The 25,232-nt window shown below is 46.5% G+C and carries 26 protein-coding genes; 20 read left to right on the top strand and 6 right to left on the bottom strand.

What is annotated here, in order from left to right; translation table 11 throughout:
- Positions 1-18: 18 nt before the first annotated feature.
- From FE785_RS07105 to ettA, 4 genes are all read right to left on the bottom strand, one after another.
- Positions 19-588, bottom strand: a complete 570-nt coding sequence (locus FE785_RS07105) for a CPBP family intramembrane glutamic endopeptidase (protein WP_138565088.1) — start codon at positions 586-588, stop codon at positions 19-21.
- A 96-nt stretch (positions 589-684) separates the two neighbouring features.
- Positions 685-1,170: a DsrE family protein gene (locus FE785_RS07100; RefSeq protein WP_138565087.1), complete on the bottom strand. Its 486-nt coding sequence runs from the start codon at positions 1,168-1,170 to the stop codon at positions 685-687.
- Positions 1,171-1,211: 41 nt separating this feature from the next.
- The gene (locus tag FE785_RS07095; protein ID WP_138565086.1) at positions 1,212-2,117 is read right to left on the bottom strand and encodes a GGDEF domain-containing protein; all 906 of its coding nucleotides are present in this window, start codon (positions 2,115-2,117) and stop codon (positions 1,212-1,214) included.
- A gap of 6 nt (positions 2,118-2,123) precedes the next feature.
- Entirely contained in the window at positions 2,124-3,794 is a 1,671-nt protein-coding gene (gene ettA, locus FE785_RS07090) for an energy-dependent translational throttle protein EttA (protein WP_138565085.1), read from the bottom strand.
- Positions 3,795-4,275: 481 nt separating this feature from the next.
- Here ettA and glyA point away from each other — a divergent pair, with 481 nt between their 5' ends.
- The 8 genes from glyA (at position 4,276) to thiL (ending at position 11,534) form a co-directional block, all read left to right on the top strand.
- Positions 4,276-5,547 (top strand): serine hydroxymethyltransferase, encoded by a 1,272-nt coding sequence (gene glyA / locus FE785_RS07085; RefSeq protein ID WP_138565084.1) that lies wholly within the window; start codon positions 4,276-4,278, stop codon positions 5,545-5,547.
- A gap of 180 nt (positions 5,548-5,727) precedes the next feature.
- The gene (gene nrdR, locus FE785_RS07080; protein ID WP_138565083.1) at positions 5,728-6,195 is read left to right on the top strand and encodes a transcriptional regulator NrdR; all 468 of its coding nucleotides are present in this window, start codon (positions 5,728-5,730) and stop codon (positions 6,193-6,195) included.
- 41 nt (positions 6,196-6,236) lie between these two features.
- Complete coding sequence (gene ribD / locus FE785_RS07075) at positions 6,237-7,439, top strand: bifunctional diaminohydroxyphosphoribosylaminopyrimidine deaminase/5-amino-6-(5-phosphoribosylamino)uracil reductase RibD (protein ID WP_138565082.1); 1,203 nt, start codon at positions 6,237-6,239, stop codon at positions 7,437-7,439.
- Between the two features lie 54 nt (positions 7,440-7,493).
- Positions 7,494-8,144 (top strand): riboflavin synthase, encoded by a 651-nt coding sequence (locus FE785_RS07070; RefSeq protein ID WP_138565081.1) that lies wholly within the window; start codon positions 7,494-7,496, stop codon positions 8,142-8,144.
- A gap of 60 nt (positions 8,145-8,204) precedes the next feature.
- Positions 8,205-9,323 carry a bifunctional 3,4-dihydroxy-2-butanone-4-phosphate synthase/GTP cyclohydrolase II gene (ribBA, locus tag FE785_RS07065; protein WP_138565080.1) on the top strand — a complete coding sequence of 373 codons (1,119 nt, stop codon included), beginning with the start codon at positions 8,205-8,207 and terminating at the stop codon, positions 9,321-9,323.
- Between the two features lie 139 nt (positions 9,324-9,462).
- A complete protein-coding gene (gene ribH, locus FE785_RS07060; RefSeq protein ID WP_138565079.1) occupies positions 9,463-9,924 on the top strand; it encodes a 6,7-dimethyl-8-ribityllumazine synthase in 462 nt (153 codons plus the stop codon).
- Positions 9,924-10,406 (top strand): transcription antitermination factor NusB, encoded by a 483-nt coding sequence (gene nusB, locus FE785_RS07055; protein WP_138565078.1) that lies wholly within the window; start codon positions 9,924-9,926, stop codon positions 10,404-10,406. The genes ribH and nusB overlap by 1 nt, the downstream gene beginning before the upstream one ends.
- Before the next feature lie 111 nt (positions 10,407-10,517).
- The gene (thiL, locus tag FE785_RS07050) at positions 10,518-11,534 is read left to right on the top strand and encodes a thiamine-phosphate kinase (protein ID WP_168188930.1); all 1,017 of its coding nucleotides are present in this window, start codon (positions 10,518-10,520) and stop codon (positions 11,532-11,534) included.
- Between the two features lie 91 nt (positions 11,535-11,625).
- Here the strand turns inward: thiL and FE785_RS07045 are convergent, their stop codons facing one another.
- Positions 11,626-12,711, bottom strand: a complete 1,086-nt coding sequence (locus FE785_RS07045) for a 3-deoxy-7-phosphoheptulonate synthase (RefSeq protein ID WP_138565076.1) — start codon at positions 12,709-12,711, stop codon at positions 11,626-11,628.
- A 415-nt stretch (positions 12,712-13,126) separates the two neighbouring features.
- On the opposite strand from FE785_RS07045, the gene FE785_RS07040 reads away from it, so the two are divergent.
- Positions 13,127-13,417, top strand: a complete 291-nt coding sequence (locus tag FE785_RS07040) for a DUF3579 domain-containing protein (protein ID WP_138565075.1) — start codon at positions 13,127-13,129, stop codon at positions 13,415-13,417.
- A 129-nt stretch (positions 13,418-13,546) separates the two neighbouring features.
- Here the strand turns inward: FE785_RS07040 and FE785_RS07035 are convergent, their stop codons facing one another.
- Complete coding sequence (locus FE785_RS07035) at positions 13,547-14,347, bottom strand: prepilin peptidase (protein ID WP_138565074.1); 801 nt, start codon at positions 14,345-14,347, stop codon at positions 13,547-13,549.
- Positions 14,348-14,617: 270 nt separating this feature from the next.
- Here FE785_RS07035 and FE785_RS07030 point away from each other — a divergent pair, with 270 nt between their 5' ends.
- From FE785_RS07030 to pal, 11 genes are all read left to right on the top strand, one after another.
- Positions 14,618-15,325, top strand: coding sequence for a DUF502 domain-containing protein (locus FE785_RS07030; protein WP_138565073.1), 708 nt, complete (start codon positions 14,618-14,620; stop codon positions 15,323-15,325).
- Positions 15,326-15,412: 87 nt separating this feature from the next.
- Positions 15,413-17,197, top strand: coding sequence for an aspartate--tRNA ligase (aspS, locus tag FE785_RS07025; RefSeq protein WP_138565072.1), 1,785 nt, complete (start codon positions 15,413-15,415; stop codon positions 17,195-17,197).
- 12 nt (positions 17,198-17,209) lie between these two features.
- On the top strand, positions 17,210-18,316 hold the full coding sequence (nadA, locus tag FE785_RS07020) for a quinolinate synthase NadA (protein ID WP_138565071.1): 1,107 nt from the start codon (positions 17,210-17,212) through the stop codon (positions 18,314-18,316).
- A 72-nt stretch (positions 18,317-18,388) separates the two neighbouring features.
- Positions 18,389-18,910: a crossover junction endodeoxyribonuclease RuvC gene (gene ruvC, locus FE785_RS07015; RefSeq protein WP_138565070.1), complete on the top strand. Its 522-nt coding sequence runs from the start codon at positions 18,389-18,391 to the stop codon at positions 18,908-18,910.
- A gap of 74 nt (positions 18,911-18,984) precedes the next feature.
- Positions 18,985-19,617, top strand: a complete 633-nt coding sequence (gene ruvA / locus FE785_RS07010; protein WP_138565069.1) for a Holliday junction branch migration protein RuvA — start codon at positions 18,985-18,987, stop codon at positions 19,615-19,617.
- Positions 19,618-20,628: a Holliday junction branch migration DNA helicase RuvB gene (ruvB, locus tag FE785_RS07005; RefSeq protein ID WP_138565068.1), complete on the top strand. Its 1,011-nt coding sequence runs from the start codon at positions 19,618-19,620 to the stop codon at positions 20,626-20,628.
- Between the two features lie 183 nt (positions 20,629-20,811).
- The gene (gene tolQ, locus FE785_RS07000; protein WP_138565067.1) at positions 20,812-21,510 is read left to right on the top strand and encodes a protein TolQ; all 699 of its coding nucleotides are present in this window, start codon (positions 20,812-20,814) and stop codon (positions 21,508-21,510) included.
- Between the two features lie 25 nt (positions 21,511-21,535).
- The gene (locus tag FE785_RS06995) at positions 21,536-21,991 is read left to right on the top strand and encodes an ExbD/TolR family protein (RefSeq protein WP_138565066.1); all 456 of its coding nucleotides are present in this window, start codon (positions 21,536-21,538) and stop codon (positions 21,989-21,991) included.
- A gap of 2 nt (positions 21,992-21,993) precedes the next feature.
- On the top strand, positions 21,994-23,043 hold the full coding sequence (gene tolA / locus FE785_RS06990; protein ID WP_138565065.1) for a cell envelope integrity protein TolA: 1,050 nt from the start codon (positions 21,994-21,996) through the stop codon (positions 23,041-23,043).
- A gap of 109 nt (positions 23,044-23,152) precedes the next feature.
- A complete protein-coding gene (gene tolB, locus FE785_RS06985) occupies positions 23,153-24,559 on the top strand; it encodes a Tol-Pal system beta propeller repeat protein TolB (protein WP_238696408.1) in 1,407 nt (468 codons plus the stop codon).
- 67 nt (positions 24,560-24,626) lie between these two features.
- Positions 24,627-25,229 carry a peptidoglycan-associated lipoprotein Pal gene (gene pal / locus FE785_RS06980; protein WP_138565064.1) on the top strand — a complete coding sequence of 201 codons (603 nt, stop codon included), beginning with the start codon at positions 24,627-24,629 and terminating at the stop codon, positions 25,227-25,229.
- Positions 25,230-25,232: the final 3 nt, after the last annotated feature.

Raw genomic sequence — 25,232 nt, 5'->3', positions numbered from 1 at the left:
AGGTGTTGAGACGGTTATTTATCGAACCGGTATTAAGTTGAAATTCAACCCGATTAGAATAATCAGCATATGTATTGCCGTCACCACCACTAAAGCCGTTTGCAGATTGTATTGTCTGAAGTGGAGATAGATGGAACCAAGCAACAGTCCTGACAAAAAAACCAGCATGCCGTATTGGTAATGTTCATAAACAGGCGGGTGAACCATAATAAATAGTACGCTGGTGGCTATTAACACGGTTGGCGCAGACCACTTTTTTAACAACAGTTCGAACAGTACGCCGCGAAGTAAAACCTCTTCGACAAGAGCTGTTAACAACAGTAGTTGCAGCACTCGCTGAATATCTAGGTCTAGCCAAAGGTGGTTAAGCAGCAAACTGCCGACAAAAATTATCAACAGCCAAACGAATGAGCGTATTTGAAGTTTTTCGATATAGATGTGAGCAACAATCAACAGGCAGGCTAATGCAATGATTCTATCCATATCCCAGTAAAGCGCTGGCTGGTTGATATGCCAAAGCGGCAGAACCTTAGCGGCAATTAAAAAGACAATACTGGCAAAGACGATAGGGTATCGATATCGGTTCATGGTTTTTTGAGTAAAAAAATTAAGCGTTTGCGTGGCTCGGATAAATAAAAAGCCGTCAATTGACGGCTTTTTATTGGTTGAGTAGTGATTGATTGTTTATTGAATTTTCAAATAAGCAAAACCTTCAGATTGAAGAATTGCGATTTTGGCCACACCAGATTTCGTCATTTCAATACCGGAATAAACCTTATCGGTAGGTAGTCCGACCTCATCACGGGTTTTATCGCACAGGTGAACCTTAACGCCGCGCACATCAATTAATGACTGTAAGCGACCTTTAAGCTCATCACGACGTTCAAGTAACTCTTTGTCGTGTTCATAAGGTGTGCCTTTAAGCGCATCATTGGTGGTAAAGCGCAGCCCGTAGCCGACAAATACCAGATGTACTTCCGGTTCCATCAGTTCAGATTCATAGAAGTTCATAATGTTGTTGATCGAGGTCAGAGTTGCCGAGTAGCGGGTAGGGTCCTTAAAGTCGACATGGTAAACCACCTTGGCACCGTCATCTGCGGCTTGAACCGGAGAAACAAGCATTGCCAACACGATAAAGGCACTGCTGATTAAGCGTAATAGGGTTTTCATAAAAAGCTCCTTTGCTTACAAATCTTCATTAAATATATTCATCACATGATATTGGTGATGTCTTTTTTGCCTTCGATTGCGCTGATTGCATTATTTACGCGTAAAAACAGCGTTTGGCTGTCTTCGTGATCGTTGCGCAATTCGGTCACACCGGCATGACTGGTCAAACAAGTCGTCGTGTTGTCATCCAGTTTGATCTTCTGTGCGGTAATGGTCTCTTGGGAAAGCTTGGCGATACGAAACGCATCAACCGCCTTAACGCCTGGCAACACCACCATGAACTGATCACAGCTTAGACGACCCACCATGCCCAACTCTTTGACCACTTTTTTCAGCGCATGTGCCGCAGTCAGAATCGCTTTATCGCCCATTTCATGACCGTAGCGGTCAGTGACGCGTTTAAAGCAATCCAGATTGACCTTAAACAGAGATAGCGGTTGATTATTCATTTTCGCTTTATTGATCTCTTCATCAACAATGTCCAAGAAATAATCGCGGTTATAGAGATTAGTCAGCGGATCGTTCGATGACAGATGCTCGAGCTGTTCTTCCATATGCTTACGGCTTGTGATGTTGATTGCCAGCCAAATCACGGCAGGTTGCTCGTAAGTGCCTTCCTTAACAGGATACACACGCGCTTCATACCATTGGCCGCCTTTGGTGGAACCTTCGATACCGTTGATTTCCTCATCGGCAAGCTGATACTCGATTTCTTGCAGGCGGTTGTCTTTGATGGCCGTCTGCACCACATTCAAGAAACGCTCGGCCATTTGCTCTGGAAGTACATCATGGTATTTTTTACCAATCAATGTCGAGCCGTCGGCATAGAGCGTTCGCTCCTGACCACCGACAATATCCAAATAGGTACCATCCTGTCCCATGACAAAAATTGGGTCAGGCATGGCATTGGCAATCGCGTCCAAATGGTTGGTGAGCATTTCTGTCATAGCGTTTTAATCCTTTGAGATAGGCTTATATTTAATACGATGCGGCTGTGCGGCATCGGCACCTTTACGACGTTTCAAATCGGCTTCGTAATCTGAGAAGTTTCCTTCAAACCACTCTACATGAGAGTCACCTTCAAAGGCAAGCATATGTGTCGCGATTCGATCCAGGAACCAACGGTCGTGGGAGATCACCACCGCGCAACCGGCAAATTCCAATAAAGCTTCTTCCAATGCTCGCAATGTTTCCACATCCAAGTCATTGGTCGGTTCATCCAATAGCAGAACATTACCACCGCTACGCAGTGTTTTCGCTAGATGCACACGGTTGCGTTCACCACCGGAAAGTTGTCCGATTTTTTTCTGCTGGTCGCCGCCACGGAAGTTGAAGCGACTGCAGTAAGCGCGTGAGTTCACTTCGATATTACCGACCATAAAGATATCGTCGCCTTCGGAAATCTCTTCCCAAACGGTTTTATTGTCATCCAGCGCATCACGGCTCTGGTCAACATAAGAAAGTTTGACGGTTTCACCGAATTCGATACTGCCGGTATCAGGTTGTTCTTGACCGGTCAGCATTTTAAACAAGGTCGATTTACCGGCACCGTTGGCACCGATAATGCCGACAATACCACCTTGCGGAAGGCGGAAGTTAAGATCATCAATTAACAAGCGGTCGCCAAAGCCTTTGGAAATATGGTTAACTTCGATGACTTTCTCACCCAATCGCTCGGCCACCGGAATAAAGATTTCACTGGTTTCATTGCGTTGCTGTGATTCTTGAGAGCTCAATTCTTCAAAGCGCGATAGACGAGCTTTTGATTTGGCATGACGACCCTTAGGGTTCTGGCGCACCCATTCCAACTCGTTTTTGATGGTTTTCATGCGAGCGGCTTCGGTTTTGGCTTCCTGTTCCAGGCGTTTTTCTTTCTGTTCCAGCCATGAAGAGTAGTTGCCTTCAAACGGAATACCTTCACCGCGGTCAAGTTCAAGAATCCATTGCGCGGCGTTGTCCAAGAAGTAACGGTCGTGAGTGATCGCCACAACGGTTCCCGGGAAGTCCAATAAGAAACGTTCCAGCCAGGCGATTGATTCGGCGTCCAAGTGGTTGGTCGGTTCATCTAGCAATAACATGTCAGGTTTTTCTAGCAACAGTTTGCACAGTGCGACACGGCGACGCTCACCACCGGACAACTTGCTGACATCGGCATCCCATTCAGGTAGGCGTAAGGCATCGGCGGCAATATCCAAGGTGCGGTCAAGGTTGTGACCGTCTTTGGCTTGGATCAGGTCTTCAATTTCGGCCTGTTTTTTCGCCAGAGCATCAAAATCGGCATCCGGCTCGGCATAGGCGGCATAAACCGCATCCAGTTCTGCCAAGGCCTCTTTCACATCAGATACCGCTTCTTCGATATTGCCGCGCACGGTCTTGCTGTCATCCAGTTGTGGTTCTTGGGCCAGATAGCCGATTTTAATCCCGGGTTGTGGGCGCGCTTCACCAACGATTTCGGTGTCGATGCCGGCCATGATTTTTAATAGGGTGGATTTACCTGAACCGTTTAAACCCAAAACACCGATTTTGGCGCCGGGGAAAAACGACAAAGAGATGTCTTTTAAAATGTGACGGTTAGGTGGAACAACTTTGCCCACACGGTTCATGGTATATACGAACTGAGCCATTAATAATCCTAGAAATTCTGCATTTATAATCTGTTGTCGAGGTTGTCGCCTAACACTTAGACGAATCTGTCCCGCCGGGCGATAGGCCTCGATTTTTATTTTCAGACAACTTTACCGAAAAAAGCGGTTTATATAAAGAGCTATATTTACAGACAAGTGCTGGCAAAAACCAAAATCGGTCCAACCAAGCGTTTTCGGTGATGGGTATAGAATCGCGCAAGCATGGATTAACCGTTTGATTGCAAAAGAATAACGCCTTATCAACGCCGCTTTCATGTATGGGATCGAACTTAATAGCTTGATCTGGATATGGCTAAATCACGCCTTATCTAGTAGCTAAAAAATTGTCTTCTACAATGAATAGCGGTTTTTGTTGAAAAATTGCCGAGTTTTTAGTCTTAGTCGTTGGTTATTTAGAAGAAAAACGGTTAAAATCCCCGTTTATTGAATTTTCGCTAATTTTTGACGGAGAACCGTAATAATGTTCACTAAAGATATGACTATTGCTGGCTATGACGATTTGATCGCGGATGCGATTAAAAATGAAGAAAATCGTCAAGAGTCTCATATTGAATTGATTGCTTCTGAAAACTATACCAGCCCACGTGTTATGGAAGCACAAGGGTCATACTTCACCAATAAGTATGCGGAAGGTTACCCAGGTAAACGTTATTACGGTGGTTGTGAGTTCGCGGATATCGTCGAGCAAGCGGCAATCGATCGTGCTAAAGAGTTGTTCGGCGCGGATTACGCTAACGTTCAGCCACACTCTGGTTCTCAGGCAAACGCAGCAGTTTATATGGCATTGTGCGAGCCGGGCGATACGGTTCTAGGTATGAGCTTGGCGCACGGTGGTCACTTGACTCACGGTTCTCACGTTAGCTTCTCAGGTAAAATCTACAATGCGGTTCAGTACGGTATCGACCCAGTTACCGGTCAAATCGATTATGACGAAGTTCAAAAGCTAGCGGATGAGCATAAGCCGAAAATGATTATTGCCGGTTTCTCGGCCTACTCGCAGGTGATCGATTGGTCAAAATTCCGCGCTATTGCGGATTCTGTAGGCGCTTACCTATTTGTGGATATGGCTCACGTTGCCGGTCTTGTAGCAGGTGGTCTTTATCCTAACCCTGTACCATTTGCGGATGTGGTGACAACCACCACTCACAAAACGCTACGTGGTCCTCGTGGCGGTTTGATTATCTGTAAAGCAAATGCTGAAATCGAAAAGAAATTGAACTCGGCGATTTTCCCTGGTGGTCAGGGTGGTCCTTTGGTTCACGTGATGGCGGCAAAAGCGGTTGCGTTCAAAGAGTGTCTAGAACCTTCATGGAAAACTTACGCGGAAAACGTAGTGAAAAACGCTCAAGCGATGGCTAAGGTGTTTATGTCACGCGGCTGTGATGTGGTTTCTGGCGGCACAGAAAACCACCTGTTCCTAGTGAGCCTGATTGAAAAAGGCCTAACCGGTAAGTTGGTTGATGCCGCTTTAGATGCAGCGCATATCACTGTTAACAAAAACTCGGTACCGAATGATCCAATGTCTCCATTTGTGACTTCAGGTATTCGTGTTGGAACTCCGGCTGCAACAAGCCGCGGTTTTGATGAAACCGATTGTACAAACTTGGCGACTTGGATGTGTGATGTCATCGATGCTTGTGACCAGTCCAGCGAGTCTTGGGATGAAGCGGTGATTGCCGATGTGCGCGAAAAAGTATCTGCTTTGTGTGCCGCTAAGCCGGTATATAAATAAGCTGGCGATAGCCAATTAAGCATCGCTTAAAAATCATAGCAGAGGGTTTTACCCCTCTGTTTAAACCTTAAAACCACCTTAAGTCAGTTTGCTAGGTGGTTTTTTGGTATTTAGAATTTAGAAAAAACAAGTCGATCAAACCATTGGTTTTTTGCCTTGTCAGTATAGTTAGGAGAGGTTATGCATTGTCCATTTTGTAATGCTGCAGATACCAAAGTCATCGATTCACGTTTAGCTACCGAAGGTGTTCAAGTCCGTCGTCGCCGTGAATGTATCTCTTGCGGTGAGCGTTTTACGACTTATGAATCGGCAGAGCTATCTCTTCCTCGCGTGGTTAAAAGCGACGGTAATCGTGAGCGCTTTGATGAAGAAAAGATACGCAGCGGTCTAATCAAGGCCTTGGAAAAACGTCCGGTATCAAGTGATGCCATTGATCATATCGCCAGTCAGATTACCAAGCGTTTGATGTCTGAAGGTGTGCGTGAAATCCCTTCTTCACAACTGGGTGAATGGGTGATGGATGCGTTGCGTGAACTGGATCAGGTCGCCTATGTACGTTTTGCTTCGGTATATCGTTCGTTCCAGGATGTGAATGCCTTTAGAGAAGAGATTGAACGTTTGGTTCAAGTTACCACCGCAGCGAAATAAGCAATTACAATCAACTGATATTTGATGTCATTGGATGATAGATGGTTAGCCAAAAGCCAAATAAGCCTTCCTCCCAGATTGAGAAAGATGTCTACTATATGCAATTGGCCATTGAGCTGGCCGAGCAGGGACGCTATTCAACCAAGCCTAACCCGGCGGTCGGGTGTGTGTTGGTCAAAGATGGACGCATTATCGGTCAAGGGTGGCATAAGAAGGCCGGCCAACCTCATGCCGAGCGCATGGCCTTGGCAGATGCCAAGCAGCTTGGTAACGACGCTAAGATTGCCGGTTGCACCGCTTATGTGACCTTGGAGCCTTGCAGTCATTACGGGCGCACGCCGCCTTGTGCCGATGGTTTGGTGGAAGCACAGGTCGCGCGAGTTGTGGTTGCAATGCAGGATCCTAATCCTCTGGTTGCCGGTGATGGCATGCAAAAGCTCCTCAAAGCGGGGATTGAGGTGGAAGTCGGTGTTTTGCAACAACAAGCCGAACAATTGAATTTAGGTTTCGCAAAACGTATGTCATGCAAGCGTCCTTATGTGCGTTTGAAAACGGCAAGCAGTCTGGATGGTCGTACGGCGTTAAATAACGGGCAAAGTAAATGGATCACGGGGGCTTTATCACGCCAGCAGGTGCATCGATTACGTGCTCAAAGTGGCGCTTTGATTACCGGGATTAATACTGTACTTGCCGATGATCCGAGTCTTACGGTGCGTTTGGAGGCAAAATGGCTGGCCGAACATCATCTCGATGAGATTTTGGCACAACCATTAAGAGTCGTGTTGGATAGTCGGTTGCAGATACCAGCTGATGCAAAGTTGCTGACGGAGCCGGGGGAGACACTGATTTTTTGCACTCAGACGGCTTTTCAGGATAATGCGGAAAAGGCCGCGCAGTTAACGGCTGCCGGAATTTCAGTTATCGCTTTAGCTGCAACCAATGCAAAACAGATTGATTTAGCTGGGGTACTTGATTACCTTGGTCAAGAAAAACAGATTAATGATGTAATGGTTGAGGCCGGTGCGACGCTGGCCGGAAAATTTATTGAGCAAAATCTGGTCGATGAGTTACACAGCTTTATCGCTCCTTGTCTGTTAGGTAATCAGGCAAAAGCCCTGTTTAACTTGCCTGAAATGCATCGCATGGACGAGAAAATTGAATTTACCATGCTTAGTTGCCAAAATCTGGAAAATGATTTGTATTGTATTTTTCAGCCAAAGCCGCTGGCAAAACTTGATAAATAGCCAATCCATGACCATTTATAATAAACACTAACTCAATATTTAAAGCGACAATTTATGTTCACAGGAATTATTCAGGCAGAAGGCCGAATTGCTAAAGTCGAGCCAACCGGTGGTGATTTTAAAATGACCATTGAGGTCGGCAAGCTTGATATGAGCGATGTACAGATTGGTGATAGTATCGCTGCCAATGGCGTCTGTTTGACGGTCATTGAGTTTGGCGCTAGCTTTTATATTGCCGACGTTTCCGTTGAGACAATCCAAGTCACCAACGCGGATAACTGGGAAGTCGGTGCCGCGGTCAATCTGGAAAAAGCTTTGCGTTTACAGGACAGATTAGGTGGTCATCTGGTCAGTGGTCATGTCGATGGAATCGGTAAAGTGGTCGAGATTAAACAGGATGCACGTTCTTGGCGTTATCAGTTAGAGGCCCCGATTGAGCTGTGCAAATACATTGCCGCTAAGGGATCGATCTGTATCAATGGCATTAGCTTGACGGTGAATCAGGTGGAAAAGTGCCGGTTCGATGTCAATATAGTGCCGCACACCCGTCAGGAAACCACCATGAAATATTTAGCGGTCGGTTCTCAAGTGAACTTGGAAGTGGATTTGCTTGCACGTTACCTAGAACGCATGTTGAGCGCGCCGCAAGCTCAGCAAGCGAGCAAAATTACGCCGGAATTTCTTGCCGAACATGGCTTTAGCTAAGTCTTAGCCAATTGACTTAATTGATTAAAATAACAACGCATAACTTAACGGACTGTATCGATGCCATTAAATACTATTGAAGAGCTGATTGAAGATTATAAGCAGGGCAAAATGGTCATCCTGATGGATGACGAAGATCGTGAAAACGAAGGTGACCTGTTGGTGCCAGCCAGCACATGTACAGCTGCCGATATTAACTTTATGGCGAAATACGGCCGTGGTCTGATCTGTTTAACCCTGACCAAAGAGCGTTGTAATCAACTGCACCTGCCTTTGATGGTAAAAGACAATACCGATATGCACAGTACCAACTTTACCGTCTCTATTGAGGCGGCAGAAGGAGTGACTACCGGGATTTCGGCGGCAGATCGTGCCGTTACAGTACAGACTGCGGTGCGCAGCGACGCCGGTCCTGCCGATATTGTTACTCCGGGGCATATCTTTCCGTTAATGGCGCAGCCCGGTGGCGTCCTGACACGTGCCGGTCATACCGAGGCAGGCTGTGATCTCGCTCGTTTGGCAGGCCATGAACCGGCTTCGGTGATTGTCGAGATTATGAATGAAGACGGCTCTATGGCGCGCCGTGAAGATTTGGAATCCTATGCCGCCGAACATGATATTAAAATCGGTACCATTGCCGATTTGATCGAATACCGTCTGCAAAACGAAAAGACCATCGAGCGAGTTTCGGAATGCAAATTGCCGACCGAGTATGGTGATTTCAAATTAATCGGTTATCAGGATGTGGTCGAGCACAAGGCGCACTTTGCGTTGGTTTACGGCAAGTTGGATGCCTCGCAACCGACCGCGGTGCGCGTGCATATGCTGGATACGCTTTGTGATGCGTTCGGCTCCAAACGTCAGGAGTGCGGCTGGAATATTCATAAGGCGATGCAGCAGATTGTCGAGCAGGGCAGTGGCGTGATTGTGGTGTTGCGTAAACACGAAGAAGCGACCGATCTGTTGGATAAGGTTCAGCAATATCAGATGAAAGACATGGGGGTCAAGTCTCCCGAACGTATTGTTGAAGACGATGCCAAAACCTATGGTTTGGGTGCGCAAATTATTGCCGATTTAGGTTTGTCGAAATTGAAGATTATCGGCTCGGCCATGCCGATGAAAGCGCTCAGTGGTTTTGGTCTGGAAATTTGCGAAATTATCGCTAAGAAAGACTGTTAAACCAAATTCATTGCATTTGGATGGCGGCTAAATAACTGTGAATAAGTTCCTGTTTATGGTGAAATTATGGCAAAATAGCGCGCTATCAAAGTCCAGTTGGCTGGACGCTCACCTTTGAACCGTTTTGAGAGATAAGAATATGGAAACCATTGTAGGAAACCTAACCGCTGAAGGTATGAAAATCGGCTTGGTTGTCGGTCGTTTTAACAGTTTCGTTGTAGATCACCTGGTTGAAGGTGCGGTAGACACGATTGTACGCCACGGTGGTGATGAAGCGAATATCACTAAAGTAATGGTTCCGGGTGCTTTCGAAATTCCGGTAGCGGTTCAGAAGATGGCTCAATCTGGTAACTATGATGCGATTGTTGCGGTTGGTGCGGTGATTCGTGGCGGTACGCCTCATTTTGATTATGTGGCCGGTGAATGCGTTAAAGGTATTGGTCAGGTCCAGTTGCAAACAGGTGTGCCGGTTTCTTTCGGTGTATTGACGGTGGACAGTATTGAGCAAGCGATCGAGCGTGCCGGTACTAAAGCGGGTAACAAGGGTGAAGAATGTACTCTTGCAGCAATTGAAATGGTTAATGTGTTGAAGCAGCTTTAATGAAAACGATCAATGATATTCAGCCGGGTCAAGGCGAAGAAGTAATTGAACCTGAAAAGAAGGTTTCTGCACGTAGTCAGTCGCGTCGTGTGGCGCTGCAAGGCTTGTATCAATGGCAGATGACCAATGAAGAGATCCCGCAAATCATCAAACAGTTTAATGAAGACGGTTTATTGGAAGGTCTTGAATTTGACTGGTTTAAAGAGCTGATTAGTGAAGTCTCTGCCAATGCCGAACAGTTGGATACATTGTATGCCGACTACTTGGATCGTGCCGTCACTCGTATTGATCCGGTCGAGCGTGCCATTTTGCGAATTGGTTCTTATGAGTTGCAGACCAAGATTGAAATTCCATACCGTGTGGTGATCAATGAAAGTGTCGAGTTGGCCAAGCGTTTTGGTGCGGAAGAGTCGCACAAATATATAAACGGTGTTTTGGATAAGGTCGCCAAACAGTTGAGAAAGCTGGAAATGGGGCTTTAAGCCAATTGATAAAAGCCCCGTAAGGGGCTTTTTTTATCGCTATAGGTTGTTGAATCAATAGCATTTATCAGTGCTCGGCTGATGGTTAATGAATATAAGGTTAGATGGATTTTGGCAAACGAGTTCCAATTAATTGATGACTGTTTCAAGCCTTTAAGTGCGGGGCTTTCGCAAGACGAAATTGGCATTGGTGACGATGGTGCCGTGCTTGATGTTCCTGTGGGTAAGCAGTTGGTGGTGGTCACCGATACCTTGGTAAAAGGGGTGCACTTTCCGGGTGATGCCAAAGCTTACGATATCGCTTGGAAAGCGGTCGCGGTCAATCTCAGCGATTTGGCGGCGATGGGGGCGATTCCGGCGTTTTTTTCGTTGGCCTTGACCTTGCCTGATAATGATAGTGATTGGTTAAAAGAATTTAGTGCCGGTTTAAAAGCGATTGCCGAACAGTATGATATTAAGTTGATTGGCGGGGATACCACCAAAGGGCCTTTGACGATTACGGTAACGGCACAAGGTTGGGTTGATAAACAGCAGGCGGTATTGCGCTCAACGGCGCAACCGGGTGATTTGGTTTGTGTAAGTAATACTATTGGCGATGCCGCGGTCGGTTTAAAGATTGCGTTAAACACTATGTCTGCTGAGGTCTTGCAGGCCTTAAGTGCAGAGCAGCAAAGTCTGTTATTGAAAGCGTTGCATTGCCCGCAGCCGCAGGTGTTTATTGCCGATTTGATTAAGGATTACGCTTCCAGTGCCATCGATATTTCCGACGGTTTATTGGCTGATTTGAACCATATTATTGAACAGTCTTCAGTAAAATCCGCAATGCCTTTGCAAGCAGTGATTGAGGTTGCTGATATTCCGTTATCCGATGCGCTGAAAAACTATGTTAAAGCAAGCGATGATTGGTCGCCGGTATTGTATGGTGGCGATGATTATCAGCTCTGTTTTACCGCACAAAAAGACGATTTCGCCGAAATGGATTCGGTAGCGGAATTGCTGGGGGTGAAATTAACAGTCATTGGTGAAGTTGGTTTAGCGGCGGAAAGTCAGCAATCCAAGATTCAATTGAAGTTAAATGCGAAACCTTTTCAAGTCGACAAGGTCGGCGGTTATTTGCATTTTAGTTAAGATCTGTTTGCGCGTTTATAAAGCGGCACATGTAAAAAAGCCGAGAGCTAGAATTGGCGTCTCGGCTTTTTTATTGGAAGCAAATAATGAATTAAGCTTCTTTTTGCTTATGCTGGTTTTTTTCGCGGCGTTTACGTACACCTGCGGCCAGTGATTCCAATACATCCAGACTGTCGGTCCAGTCGATACAAGCGTCGGTAATACTCTGACCATAGCAAAGCTGCTTACCTGGTTCAACATCTTGTCGACCTTCAACCAGGTGACTTTCCACCATAGCACCCATAATGAATTCACTACCGGCCGCTAACTGATCGGCAATGGATTGGGCAACAATAATCTGGTTTTTATGTTTTTTACTGCTGTTGGCATGGCTGCAGTCGATCATTAACTTGTCTTGCACGTCTGCTAGCTGTAGCTGTTTAACCGCTTCGGCAACAAATTGCGGCTCATAGTTCGGGCCATCGTTACCGCCACGTAAAATAACGTGACAATCTTCATTACCGGAAGTTTCAAAAATAGCGGAATGACCAGCTTTGCTCAACGACATGAAAATGTGTGGCTTATTGGCGGCGCGAATCGCATCAACCGCAATCTTGAAACCGCCGTCGGTTCCGTTTTTGAAACCAACCGGACAGGATAGGCCGGAAGCCAGTTCACGGTGTCCCTGGCTTTCAGTGGTGCGAGCACCTATCGCTCCCCATGAAATCAAATCAGCAATGTACTGTGGAGAAATCAAATCCAAGAACTCGGTGGCAGCAGGTACGCCCATCTCATTGACATCTTGCAGAAGGCTGCGCGCCAAGCCCAAACCTTTATTGATCTGGAATGACTCATTTAGATCCGGATCGTTAATTAATCCTTTCCAGCCAACTGTAGTGCGCGGTTTTTCAAAATACACGCGCATCACAATCAATAGGTCTTCTTTGTGTGCTTCGATTTGTGTTTTTAAACGCTCAGCATATTCACGCGCCGCTTGCGGGTCGTGAATCGAGCATGGTCCTATTACTACGAGCAGACGGTCATCACGTCCAGCAAGGATATTATGAATTTGCTGACGCGTATCATAAACCGTTTGAGCAGCCGCTTCGCTAAGTGGATACTGCTCGTGAAGTTCCAATGGGGAACGAACTTCAGCTTGGTTTTTAATTCTGGTATCGTCTGTTAGATACTGCGTCATCTTTTTAATGCCTTACTAGTGTGTTAAATCTCTTTAAAAAAATCTTCTTTGGATTGAGTTAAAAGTCGAATTTGGTAAATTACTATTGTTTTTAGAGTTTTGGGTAAAAACTCTATAGTGCTTACTCAAGCCTTTTCCAACCCTACTATATAAAAAATTGATAGATAAATTAATAATAAATAGTCGGACGCCATATTATGCCACTTTAGCGCATTCGATGTGCCATGAAATCGAAAAAAAATCCAAATCTGTTTGAAAAATAATCAAAAACTGGGATTTATAGTTTGCGTCAATGGTATTCATAGATAAAAAACATTGATTTTAGGGGATTTAGCTACTTAATTGCTGGGTTTAATATGCTAAAATTATCGCAATTTTAAGAAAAGACAAACAAAACAATAGATGGGTTGCCGAAGTGCATTGTAAGTATGTTATTCAAGGCGTCACAGAAGATGGACGCAAATTTAGACCGAGTGATTGGATTGACCGTGTTTCATCAATGGGTGCAACCTATGATAAACAGCGTCTGGTATATTCTGATCTATTGCACCCAGAGTTGTTTGAAGGTCAGAAATGTTTAGTGATTGATACAAATTTGGCGGATGAGAATCCGGTAATGTTTGATTATGTCATGAATTTTGTCAAAACCAACGGTCTGAAGATGGTCGAGGTTTGTGATATGGTCGAATCGAAATTAGGCAGTTAATTCCAGGTAAATTACAGGCGGTTGATTTGTTCTAGCCAGGTTTGCATGTCAATAAAAAGCGCGGTTAACCAAGAGGTTGCCGCGCTTTTTTATTGTTTGTGCTTGAGTTTCTGGTATTTTACAGGGTGGTTAGCCAAAGAGCTCGCTGCCGAAAAACAGGCTGACCCAACCGGCAATGGCTAAGAACGGGCCGAAAGCCATTGGCTGGGATTTGTCTCTACCTTTGGCAAGGATGGCAGTAACGGTAATGACAATGCTGGAAATGGCCGCAATTAAGATGATTTGTGCCAAAGCGGCTATACCAAACCAGGCGCCAAGCGCGGCCAGCAGTTTAAAGTCGCCATACCCCATGCCTTCTTTACCTGTCAGCAGTTTGAAGCTGTGGAAAACCAGCCACAATAAAAGATAACCGGTAGCGGCTCCCCAAATGGCGCTGTTGGTGTCGGTAAAAGTGCCTTGAGTACTTAACAGCAAACCTAGCCACATTAGCGGCAGGCTCAGGTTGTCTAGAATCAACTGGTGTTCAATATCGATAACGCTGATGGTCAATAGAATCCAGCTAAATGCAATAGCGGCAATGCCTTGCAGCCCCAAACCGAATTGCCAGACACAAGCAAGCGTTAACAGTAGGGTGCTCAGTTCAATCAGTGGATAGCGAGCGGAAATCGGGTTGCCGCAATGATGGCAACGGCCTTTGCTGGCAAGCCAGCTGAAAACCGGAATCAACCTGTACCACGGTAGGTTGCTACCGCATTTAGGGCATTTGGATCCGCCGACACTGATGGTTTTTAGAACGGGTTCGTCAGAGTTTTCCAACAGGTGTTTGGGTAAACGATAGCTGAGCATGGAGATAAAACTACCTACCACCAGGGCGATAATGCCGCTTAATAAGAGTTGGCCACCAAGAGGCAGAGAACTGATCGCATCCATGCATAAAATCCTAACTGTTGTGAATTAAAGTAATCGTGCCGGTATTTGACCGATCTTTTATTTTCGCTACTTTAGCAAAAAAATGTCAGTAATGTCATTTGGTGAGTCAATATTAAAAATACGATTTGAGCAAACGCGGAAGTTCGACAAAGCCTTCCTTTGGGTTAAAAAACATTGTTTTTGTAATACAGGGTAAAACCTTTATAAAACGATTGCGAAATCCTTTATAATATGAGGTTTGTTTTGTCTGATTAAACAAGGTTGGCTCCAGTGGCTTTTTTAAAGCGTTATCTTATTGCCGGTTTGCTTGTCTGGTTACCTCTTGGGGTGACTTTTGCAGTCATTAAGTTTTTAGTAGATCTGTTTGATCAGACGTTGTTGCTTATACCTGAGCACTATCGACCTGAATATTATCTTGGCGTGGATATTCCCGGTTTCGGTCTGTTGCTGTCGGTGTTGCTGGTGTTGGTGACCGGTGTGATCGTCGCTAACTTTTTAGGCACGCGCTTGGTTGCGATGTGGGAATCCTTGTTATCAAGAATTCCATTGGTGCGTTCAATCTACAATGCGGTAAAACAGATTGCCGAGGCGGTGTTCGGCTCTGGCGATCAGACATTCGAAAAAGTCTACTTGATTGAGTATCCACGCAAGGATCTGTGGACACTGGCGTTTCAAACCAGTACCAGTCGTGGTGAAGCGCAGACGAAAACCGGTTTGGAAGATGTGGTTAACCTGTTTGTGCCGACCACGCCGAACCCGACATCGGGCTTTTTTATTATGGCCTCACGTAATGAGATTATCGAACTTAACCTCAGTGTCGATGCCGCTTTGAAAATGCTGATATCCGGTGGTGTGGTTGTGCCGGATGCACCGAAAAAGAATATTACCAAGGTTCAGGCTATAGATATTGATATCGAAGCGGGGCCAAGCCAGCCCATAACGCCGGCTAGAAAAACACTGAATAATGACGGTGCCTAAACGGCATTGTTGGATTAATTAACTGAATCGATTGCATCGGCAATCACAACAAAGACAGCAAGGCTGTTAGACAAAGGGTTTTAAAATATGCGTACGCAGTATTGTGGGCAAGTAACAGAATCATTTATTGACCAAACCGTTACCGTTGCAGGTTGGGTGCATCGTCGCCGTGACCACGGTGGGGTAATCTTTATCGATTTACGTGACCGTGAAGGTTTGGTGCAAGTGGTGGTTAATCCCGATGCTGAGGAAAACTTTGCTAAGGCTGAAAAACTGCGTGCCGAGTGTGTTTTGCAAATTACCGGCAAGGTTATCGCTCGTACCGAAGGTACCATTAACCCGAATATGGCCACGGGTAAAATCGAGATCGTCGCCAGTGAACTCAATGTTTTGAGTATGGCTGAGCCGATCCCGTTCCAGTTGGATGAAAAAAATGTCGGTGAAGAGACTCGTTTGAAATATCGTTACATCGATTTGCGCCGCGATGAAATGCAGAACAATCTAAAACTGCGTTATAACGTAACTCGCGCTATGCGTCGTTATCTTGACGACAATAACTTTATGGATATCGAAACGCCGATCCTGACCAAGTCGACTCCAGAAGGCGCGCGTGATTACTTGGTACCAAGTCGTACCCATGCAAACAAATTTTTTGCCTTGCCACAGTCGCCACAGCTGTTTAAACAGTTGTTGATGATGTCCGGTTTTGACCGTTACTATCAGATCACTCGTTGTTTCCGTGATGAAGATTTGCGTGCCGATCGTCAGCCGGAATTCACCCAGTTGGATATCGAAACCTCGTTTATGACCGAAGAACAGGTTATGAATATGATGGAAGGGCTGGCTAAGCACCTTTTTAAAGAGACTATCGGTTATGAATTTGATGGTGACTTCCCACGTATGACCTATGCCGATGCCATTGAGAAATACGGTATCGATCGCCCGGATCTACGAATCAATATGCAGTTGGTCGATATTGCCGATCTATTGCAGGATATCGAGTTCAAGGTGTTTGCCGGACCGGCAAAAGATCCGAATGGTCGTGTTGTCGCCTTGCGCGTACCGAAAGGTGGAGAACTATCTCGTAAAGAGATTGATGAATACACCAAGTTTGTCGGTATCTACGGCGCCAAAGGTCTGGCTTATATCAAGGTCAATGATTTGTCCGCCGGCTTGGATGGTCTGCAATCGCCAATCATCAAGTTCTTCCCGGATCAGGTGATGGATATCATGCAACGCGTCGGCGCTGAAGACGGCGATATCGTATTCTTTGGTGCCGATAGTGCCAAGGTGGTTAACGATGCGATGGGAGCCTTGCGTGTCAAGTTGGGTGAAGACCTAGGTATGCTTGAAGGTCGATTCAAGCCGGTTTGGGTTGTTGATTTCCCAATGTTCGAAGCCGATGAAGAGACCGCTCGTATGGTAGCGATCCACCATCCGTTTACACAACCGAAAGCGAGTACCGAAGAAATCCTTAACCACGAAGCGCCGCATCAAATGCTGTCACGTGCTTATGACTTGGTTATCAATGGTCTTGAAGTGGGGGGCGGTTCAGTGCGTATTCACGATACTCACATGCAGGCGGCGGTATTCAAGCTACTGGGGATATCAGATGAGGAAGCGACAGAGAAGTTTGGTTTCTTGTTGGATGCATTGAAGTTCGGTTGTCCTCCGCATGCCGGTATGGCGTTCGGTCTGGATCGTTTGATTATGATTCTTGGTGATATTCCGTCAATTCGTGACGTTATCGCCTTCCCGAAAACGCAATCAGCTGCCTGTCCTCTAACCGAAGCGCCGGGTATGGTTGATAACGCACAGCTTGAAGATCTGTTGTTGCGTTACCGCAAGCCGCAGCGTAGCGCGGACAAGTAATCGGGTTAAACCATGTCCGTTGCAGAAACAGCACAACAGCAGTCCGAAAATCCGGCACATCAGATTCCGGTGGCATTGGAAGGGCGTATTCAGCAGCTAGCGGCGAATGCGCCCACCCAACCTTGGTTGAACAATGCGCAAAAGCAAGAGTTGATTGATGAAATCAAACAGTTGCTGAAAGCCAATAATGCCAAGCTGGTCGCCCATTATTATGTCGATGATGCCTTGCAGCAGTTGGCGGAAGAAACCGGCGGTATTGTTGCCGACTCTTTGGAAATGGCCAATTTCGGCGCGCAAAGTGATGCCGATATGCTGGTGGTTTGCGGCGTGCGTTTTATGGGTGAAACCGCCAAGATGCTGAGCCCCGAGAAAACCGTGCTGATGCCCGATCTGAATGCTAATTGTTCCTTGGATGTCGGTTGTCCGGCCGATGAATTCGCCAAATTTTGCGCCCAATATCCCGATCATACTGTAGTGGTTTATGCCAATACCAGTGCCGAAGTCAAAGCGATTGCCGACTGGGTAGTGACTTCGGGTAATGCATTGCAGATCGTCTCCCATCTTAAAGCACAGGGAGAAAAGATTATCTGGGGGCCGGACCGTCACCTAGGTCACTGGATTGAGCAGCAGACAGGAGTGGAGATGATTCGCTGGCAAGGTCATTGTATCGTGCATGATGAATTCAAAAAGTTTGAACTGCAGCGTTTGCGTGAAGAGCATCCTCATGCCAAGGTTCTTGTCCATCCGGAGTCACCTGCCGATGTCGTTGAACAGGCCGATGTGGTCGGTTCCACCAAGGTCTTGCTCAATGCGGTACAGGAGATGGACGATAACGAGTTTATCGTTGCTACCGACTACGGTATTTTCTATAAGATGCAGCAGTTGGCACCGAATAAGCAGCTCTATATTGCACCAACCGGTAGTAAAACCGATTCTTGCAACAGTTGTGCGCACTGTCCTTGGATGGCGATGAATGGCTTGCAGAACTTGGCCGAATGTTTGCGCAATAAAGCACCGCAGGTGGAAATTGATGAAACCGTGCGTAAAAAGGCCTTGGTTTCATTGCAGCGAATGTTGGATTTTTCCCGACAAGCAGGGCTGGTTAAGTCGACATCTTAGGTTAGAATAAAGCGGGATCAGATCCCGCTTTTTTGTAAGTAACAGCATTAAATTTTACAGAGTGATTAGATTGTGCCAGCCTCAGTACATCGCATATTAGGAATAGACCCGGGGTCGCGTAAAACCGGTTTTGGTATTATCGAATCGGGTCGTTACAATCCCAATTATCTGGTCAGTGGTGTGATTCGTGTCGAGAAGTTTTCCGGGGCGCAGCGTTTAAAGAATATTTTTGAATCGGTCTGTCAGATTATCGATCAGTATCAACCCGATATTATGGCGGTGGAAAAGGTTTTTGTTTATAAGAATCCCAAGTCTGCCATTACCCTAGGACAGGCGCGAGGCGTGGTATTGTGCGCGGCGGCCATCAAGAATGTGCCGATTATGGAATATACGCCGACCCAAATTAAAAGTACCATTGTCGGTAAAGGCCACGCCAATAAAGATCAGGTTCAGTTTATGGTACAACGTCTCTTGAAGCTGACCGATACGCCGCAGGAAGATGCTGCCGATGCGTTGGCCTGCGCTCTGTGTCATGACCGCTATATGACGTTGGGGATAGACCCGGAACAGATTTCCAAAGGCAGTAAGTTTTAAGCGGCCGGCATACGATTCATACAATACAAACAATAGAAAAACTATTCGATAAGTAGTCTTAGGAGAGGATCAGGGTGATAGGGTTTTTAAGAGGCCAGTTGGTGCAAAAGCAACCGCCGATGTTAACGCTGGATGTACAGGGTGTCGGTTATGAAATTGAAGCCCCGATGTCGACTTTCTATCAGCTTGAAGCGATCAACGAAGATGTCACCATCCTGACCCATATGCACGTGCGCGAAGATGCCATGTTGCTGTTTGGCTTTGCCTCCGAATCGGAGCGAATCCTGTTTAAAACGCTGATTAAAGTTAACGGTGTCGGTGCCAAAATGGCCTTGGGTATCTTGTCTGCAATGTCTGTGAATGAATTCTGTTCTCATGTCGATCAAGGCGATGTGTCCGCTTTAACCCGTATTCCGGGGGTAGGTAAAAAAACCGCTGAACGTTTATTGATAGAGATGCGTGATCGCCTCAAGCCGGTGGTCGAATCCGGTGTATTGGATTATCAGCCGGCACAGAGCAGTACCATGAGTGCGACAGACCCTGTTGCACCGCTATTTAACAGCTCGGTGCAACAGTCCGCTTGCGATGCTTTGGTAGCCTTGGGTTATAAAGCCAATCAGGCGGAAAAAATGGTTGCAGGGGCTTTTGAGGAAGGGTTAACATTGGAAGCCATTATTAAACGCGCATTACAGGGAGTGAAATTGTAGATGATTGAAACCGATCGCATAATCGGCGCACAAGAAACTGCCGATGATATCTACACTTTGCCGACTGTCAGACCGCAGCAGATTACCGAGTATATCGGTCAGACGGCGGTGCGCGAACAGTTGCAGCTTTCTATGGATGCGGCCAAAATGCGTGGTGAAGCCTTAGACCATGTTCTGCTTTACGGTCCGCCAGGCTTAGGTAAAACCACCTTATCCAATATCATCGCCCAAGAGATGGGCGTGACCTTGCGTCAGACATCCGGTCCGGTGATTGAGAAGCCAGGTGATCTGGCGGCGGTATTAACACGTCTGGAACCGCATGATGTGTTGTTTATTGATGAAATTCACCGTTTAAGTCCGGTGGTGGAAGAGGTGCTTTATCCGGCAATGGAAGATTTTCAGATCGATATTGTTATTGGTGAAGGTCCAGCCGCGCAAAGCGTGAAAATCGATATTCCCCCGTTTACTCTGGTTGGAGCCACCACGCGTGCCGGTCTTTTGACGTCGCCTTTGCGTGACCGTTTTGGTCTGGTTCAGCGATTGGAGTTCTATAACCACGATGAGTTGACCCAGATCGTTACCCGTTCGGCCAATATTCTCGGTATGCACGCCGAAGCCGAAGGCGCTGCCGAAGTGGCGCGACGTTCACGGGGTACCCCGCGAATCGCCAACCGTTTATTACGTCGTGTGCGTGATTTCGCTCAGGTAAAAGGCGATGGTGTCATTACCCAAGACATTGCCAATCTGGCACTTAATCTATTGGAAGTCGATCAGCTCGGTTTAGATAAGATGGACCGTCGCTTTTTGGAAACGATTATTCATAAGTTTGACGGTGGCCCGGTGGGCATCGATAGTATGGGAGCGGCTCTGGGCGAGGAGCGCGGTACCATCGAAGACGTTATTGAACCGTTTTTGGTGCAACAGGGTTTCTTGGTACGCACTCCTCGAGGACGAGTGGCGACTTCAAGTGCCTATAATCATCTGCAAGTGGTGATGCCGGAAGAAAACTGATGATCTTGTCTGGCTTTGTTTTAATGACTATTGCGCCAACCATTGAAATAGATTGACAGCAGGCAAATTGTCACTGGATTTTAATAAGAAATCGTTAGAATAAAGCAAAGAATTTTGTGGTTTGATTTGGATCAAATCGCGCTCAAGTAAATAAAGAAAATAAACAAAAGGGTTGTCTGAATTATGGATAGTGATCTGTTAGAACTGGTCTTAATGGCTTCGCCGGTAGTGCAAATGGTTATGTTATTGCTGTTGTTGATGTCAATCGCTGCCTGGGCAGTTGCTTTTGCCAAGTCTTATCAGGTAAAGAACGCTATGCGTGAAGCCAAAGAGTTTGAAAATGCTTTTTGGCAAAGTGAAGAATTGACCGCTTTATATACCCGTGTTGAAAACCAGCGCGACAATGCCAAAGGTCTGGAGATTATTTTTGCCGATGGTTTCAAAGAGTTTATGCGTTTGCAGCAGCAAGGCGTTTCCGAAGCGAGCGACCTGATGGCCGGTGCGCAACGTACCATGAAAATCGCCTTTTCGCGTGAAGCGGATTATCTTGAGCATCGTCTGTCTTTATTGGCCACAGTGGGTTCATCTGCGCCTTATATCGGCCTGTTTGGTACCGTTTGGGGGGTGATGCATGCTTTCCAATCATTGGGTAACGTTCAGCACGCTACTTTGGCGTCCGTAGCTCCGGGTATTTCCGAAGCCTTGATTGCAACGGCAATCGGTCTGTTTGCCGCCATTCCAGCGGTTATCGCTTATAACCGCCTGTCTAATCGAGTCGATCGTTTATTGAGTGAATACGAAAACTTTGCCGAAGGTTTTCTGACGATTTTGCAGCGTCAGGCGCACAGCATTGAATCGCAGAAAAACAAGTCATTTCAGTAATCGGATTCAATAGACAGGAATAGACATGCAAAACGGTTTTCGTAATAGCAGACAAAAACGCCGTCTAATGGCCGAAATCAATGTGGTGCCTTATATAGACGTCACCTTGGTATTGCTGATTATCTTTATGGTGACAGCGCCGATTGTCCAGCAGGCAGTCAGTGTCAATCTGCCGCAAACTCCGGAAGTGAAAAAAGATGATTCGTCAGTCAGCGAATCGAATAAGCCGTTTGTCATCACCATCACCTCGGACGGACTTTATAAAACTTCGGAAAACCCGGATTTGGTTATCGGTGCGCGTGATATACAGGCGCTGGTTGCCGAAGTGGTGGCCAGAACACAGTTGAACAAACAGCAGATGATTTATATTCAAGGCGATCGTGCCGCACCTTACGGTAAGGTGGTACATTTATTCAGTGTGCTCAAAGCCAATGGCGTGGCCAATGTTTCATTAATGACTGAACCGGAATTGGTGAAATAACGATGTTGAAATTTATCAAAAAACACCCGAAAGCCTTTTCTCTCGCGTTGATGCTTCACTTGAGTATTTTGCTCGCATTCAGTATGCAATGGGAGCAGGATAGCGCGGTTAAAATTCAGCTGTCGGCCGAGCAAGACAATAATGATCAAACCACTAATCAAGTGGCTTTGGCCGAGCCGATGCAGACCTTTACCGTTGATGCAGCACTGGTGCAATCTCAGCTGGATAAATTAAAAGCTCAGCAGCAAGCGCGTTTGGATGAGCAAAAACGTTTACAGCAGCAGACCGAAACTGAACGCCAGCGCTTGAAAGAGCTGGAAAAACAAAAAGTTCAGGAGCGCAAAGCCGCAGAAAAAGCCAAGCAAGAAGCGGCAGAACAGAAACGCAAAGCGCAAGCGGAACAGAAAAAAATCGAAGAAGCGAAACGTTTAGCTGCGCTGGAAAAGAAAAAGGCCGATGAAGCCAAACGTTTAGCGGATGAACAAAAACGTAAAGCGGAACTGGCGGCGAAGCAAGCCAAAGAAGCTGAAAAGAAACAGTTGGAAGCGAAAAAACAAGCACAGCTTGCTGAGAAACAGCGCCTGGCTGAAGAGCAGAAAAAACAGGAGCTGGAAAAACAGCTAGCGGCTAAAGAAGAAGAGAAAAAGGCGCTGGAAAAAGCCGCCGAGCAAGCGCGCCAACAAAAAGAGCGTGAGCAGGCCGCGGCAGAGCTACAGCGTCAGTTGGAAGCCGAAGCCAGTGCCCAGCGTGCGGAACAGAAACGTCAACAGTTGTTGTCGTTGCGTGAAACCTATATTTCTTCCATTACCGCCAAGGTTAAAGAGAACTGGCGGACGCCGGCACGTATTTCCGAACAGGCGCAGTGTGATCTGAAGATCACCCAGTCGCCAAACGGTAATATCACCAGTGTGAAGGTATTGAACTGTAATAAATTCGCCAATGACCAGTTCAAGGATGCTGCGGAAAAGGCCGTTTATCGAGCCGAACCACTGCCGCAACCACCAACAAAAGAACTGTTTGAACGCGTCATTACTTTTGAGTTTAAACCTTAATCGATATCTGAATCATCAGCTCAAATCTTTTATATTGAGCTGATTGTAAGAAACGTAACAATTAATTTTGCCAACCCCCAACAAGCAAATGGTGATTCCATTGAAAACAGTGCAAACCAGAAAACGATCGATCCTTTTCGCCAACCCTGTTAACAAGCAGGCTCTTTCAGCCGTGTTGAAGAACCTTCAGCAGACATTGAAAATTGCCACGCTAAGTTTGCTCTTGTGGTTTGTGCCGCAGGCTCAAGCGGAGTTGACCATCGAAATCAGCGACAGTTATGAAAACGCTTTACCGATTGCCATAGTACCGTTCGCTTATGAGAGCAATAGTTTGATGCCGACCGATCCGGCAACACAGCAGACGCAGGCACCGGTCGATATCGCGGCAATCGTTAAGGCCGATTTACGCCGTAGTGGTCGTTTTAAACCGCTGAATCCGGCTAGTTTTCCGATGTTGTTGAGTGAACCGGAACAGATTGAATATAGCGATTGGAAAGCGCTTGACATCGATAATATGTTGATCGGCAAGGTCGTGGCCGAAGGCAATGGCCTTTATCAGATCGATATGCGTTTTATGGATGTGTTGCGCAAGAACCAGGTGATCGGCAAACGCTGGCGTAATATCCCGGCAACAAGCCTGCGTCAGGTGGCTCACCAGATCAGTGACCTGATCTATGAGGAATTAACCGGAGTGCGCGGCGCTTTCAATACTCAAATTGCCTATGTGACGGTGAAAAAGGTTGCTGGAAAGCGTCAATTCACCTTAGAGATTTCCGATGCTGACGGTCATAATCCTCAGCCTATCCTACGTTCCAGACAGCCGATTATGTCGCCAAGCTGGTCGCCGGATGGCAGTAAGCTTGCCTATGTCTCGTTTGAAAGTGGGCGCTCGAATATTATTGTCCAGAGCCTGGATGGTCGTTACCGTAAGGTGATTGCTGACTATAAAGGTATTAATGGTGCGCCAGCCTGGTCACCGGACGGTTCGAAGATCGCCTTGACGCTATCTAAAGACGGTAGCGCGGATATTTATATTCTCGATTTGGCGACTCAACGATTGCAGCGAGTAACCCGACACTGGTCGATCGAAACCGAAGCGGCTTGGGCGCCGAATGGCCGTTCGCTATATTTCAATTCGGATCGCCGTGGCCAACCTCAGGTATTCCAGGTCTTCTTGGATACTATGGAGGTCTCGCGTATCACCTTTGAAGGTAAATATAACGCCAATCCTGAAATTTCGCCGGACGGTAGATATCTGGCGGTGGTCAACGGCAATGGCGGTTTCCATATCTCATTGCAGGATTTATACAGCAATGAATTCACCAAGCTGACCGATACTTATCTGGACGAGTCTCCTAGTTTCGCGCCGAATGGTGAAATGATTCTCTACGCGATGAATAAAAATGGCAAGGGCGAACTCGCTGTAGTGGCGATTGATGGCAAAACCTCTCAGACCTTAAAGGTCAAAGACGGTGAAGTACGTGAACCGGCCTGGGGTCCTTTTTTGACTCGTTAACGCTTAGGTTTTGATAATTCGTTTAATAAATTTAGTAAAAATCCAATTTAACAGAGGAATTGAATCGATGAATTCTCCATTAAATCATTTGGCAAAGTTGGCATCGTTTGCAGTTATCGCCAGTTTAGCGGCTTGTAGCAGCAATCCAAGTACGCCTGGAGCAGGCAATATCGGTAATGATGCGGAAGTTTATCAAGATACCGCGCCGGGAGTGGGTTCTCTAAATCACAAAGGCGGTGTTGAAGTGATGCCGGCTGACGCTCAACGCAACGGTGTTAACGGTGGTAATCTGAATGGTGCCGGTGATCTGAACGGTATGCAAATGGTTGATGTCGATAACCTGCAGGAATCGATTATCTATTTTGGTTATGATCAGTATCAGCTGGACGATCAGGCAACTGAAATTGCCAAATATCATGCCGATATTCTGTTGCAAAATCCAAAGCAGACAGTAACCTTGAATGGTCATACCGACGAACGCGGTACACCTGAATATAACTTGGCCTTGGGTGAGAAACGTGCCAAGGCTGTGGCGCAGGCGTTGATGTTATTCGGTGTTGCCGAAGCACGCATCAATGTGGTCAGCTTCGGTGAAGAGAGCCCTCAGATCGCAGAAAGTAATGAAAATGCATGGGCGAAAAATCGCCGTGTAGAAATTGTAATTCAATAATCG

Origin of the sequence: Thiomicrorhabdus sediminis, assembly GCF_005885815.1 — a bacterium.
In the GTDB taxonomy this organism is placed as follows: domain Bacteria; phylum Pseudomonadota; class Gammaproteobacteria; order Thiomicrospirales; family Thiomicrospiraceae; genus Thiomicrorhabdus; species Thiomicrorhabdus sediminis.
This window is presented reverse-complemented; position numbering and strand designations above follow the sequence as displayed.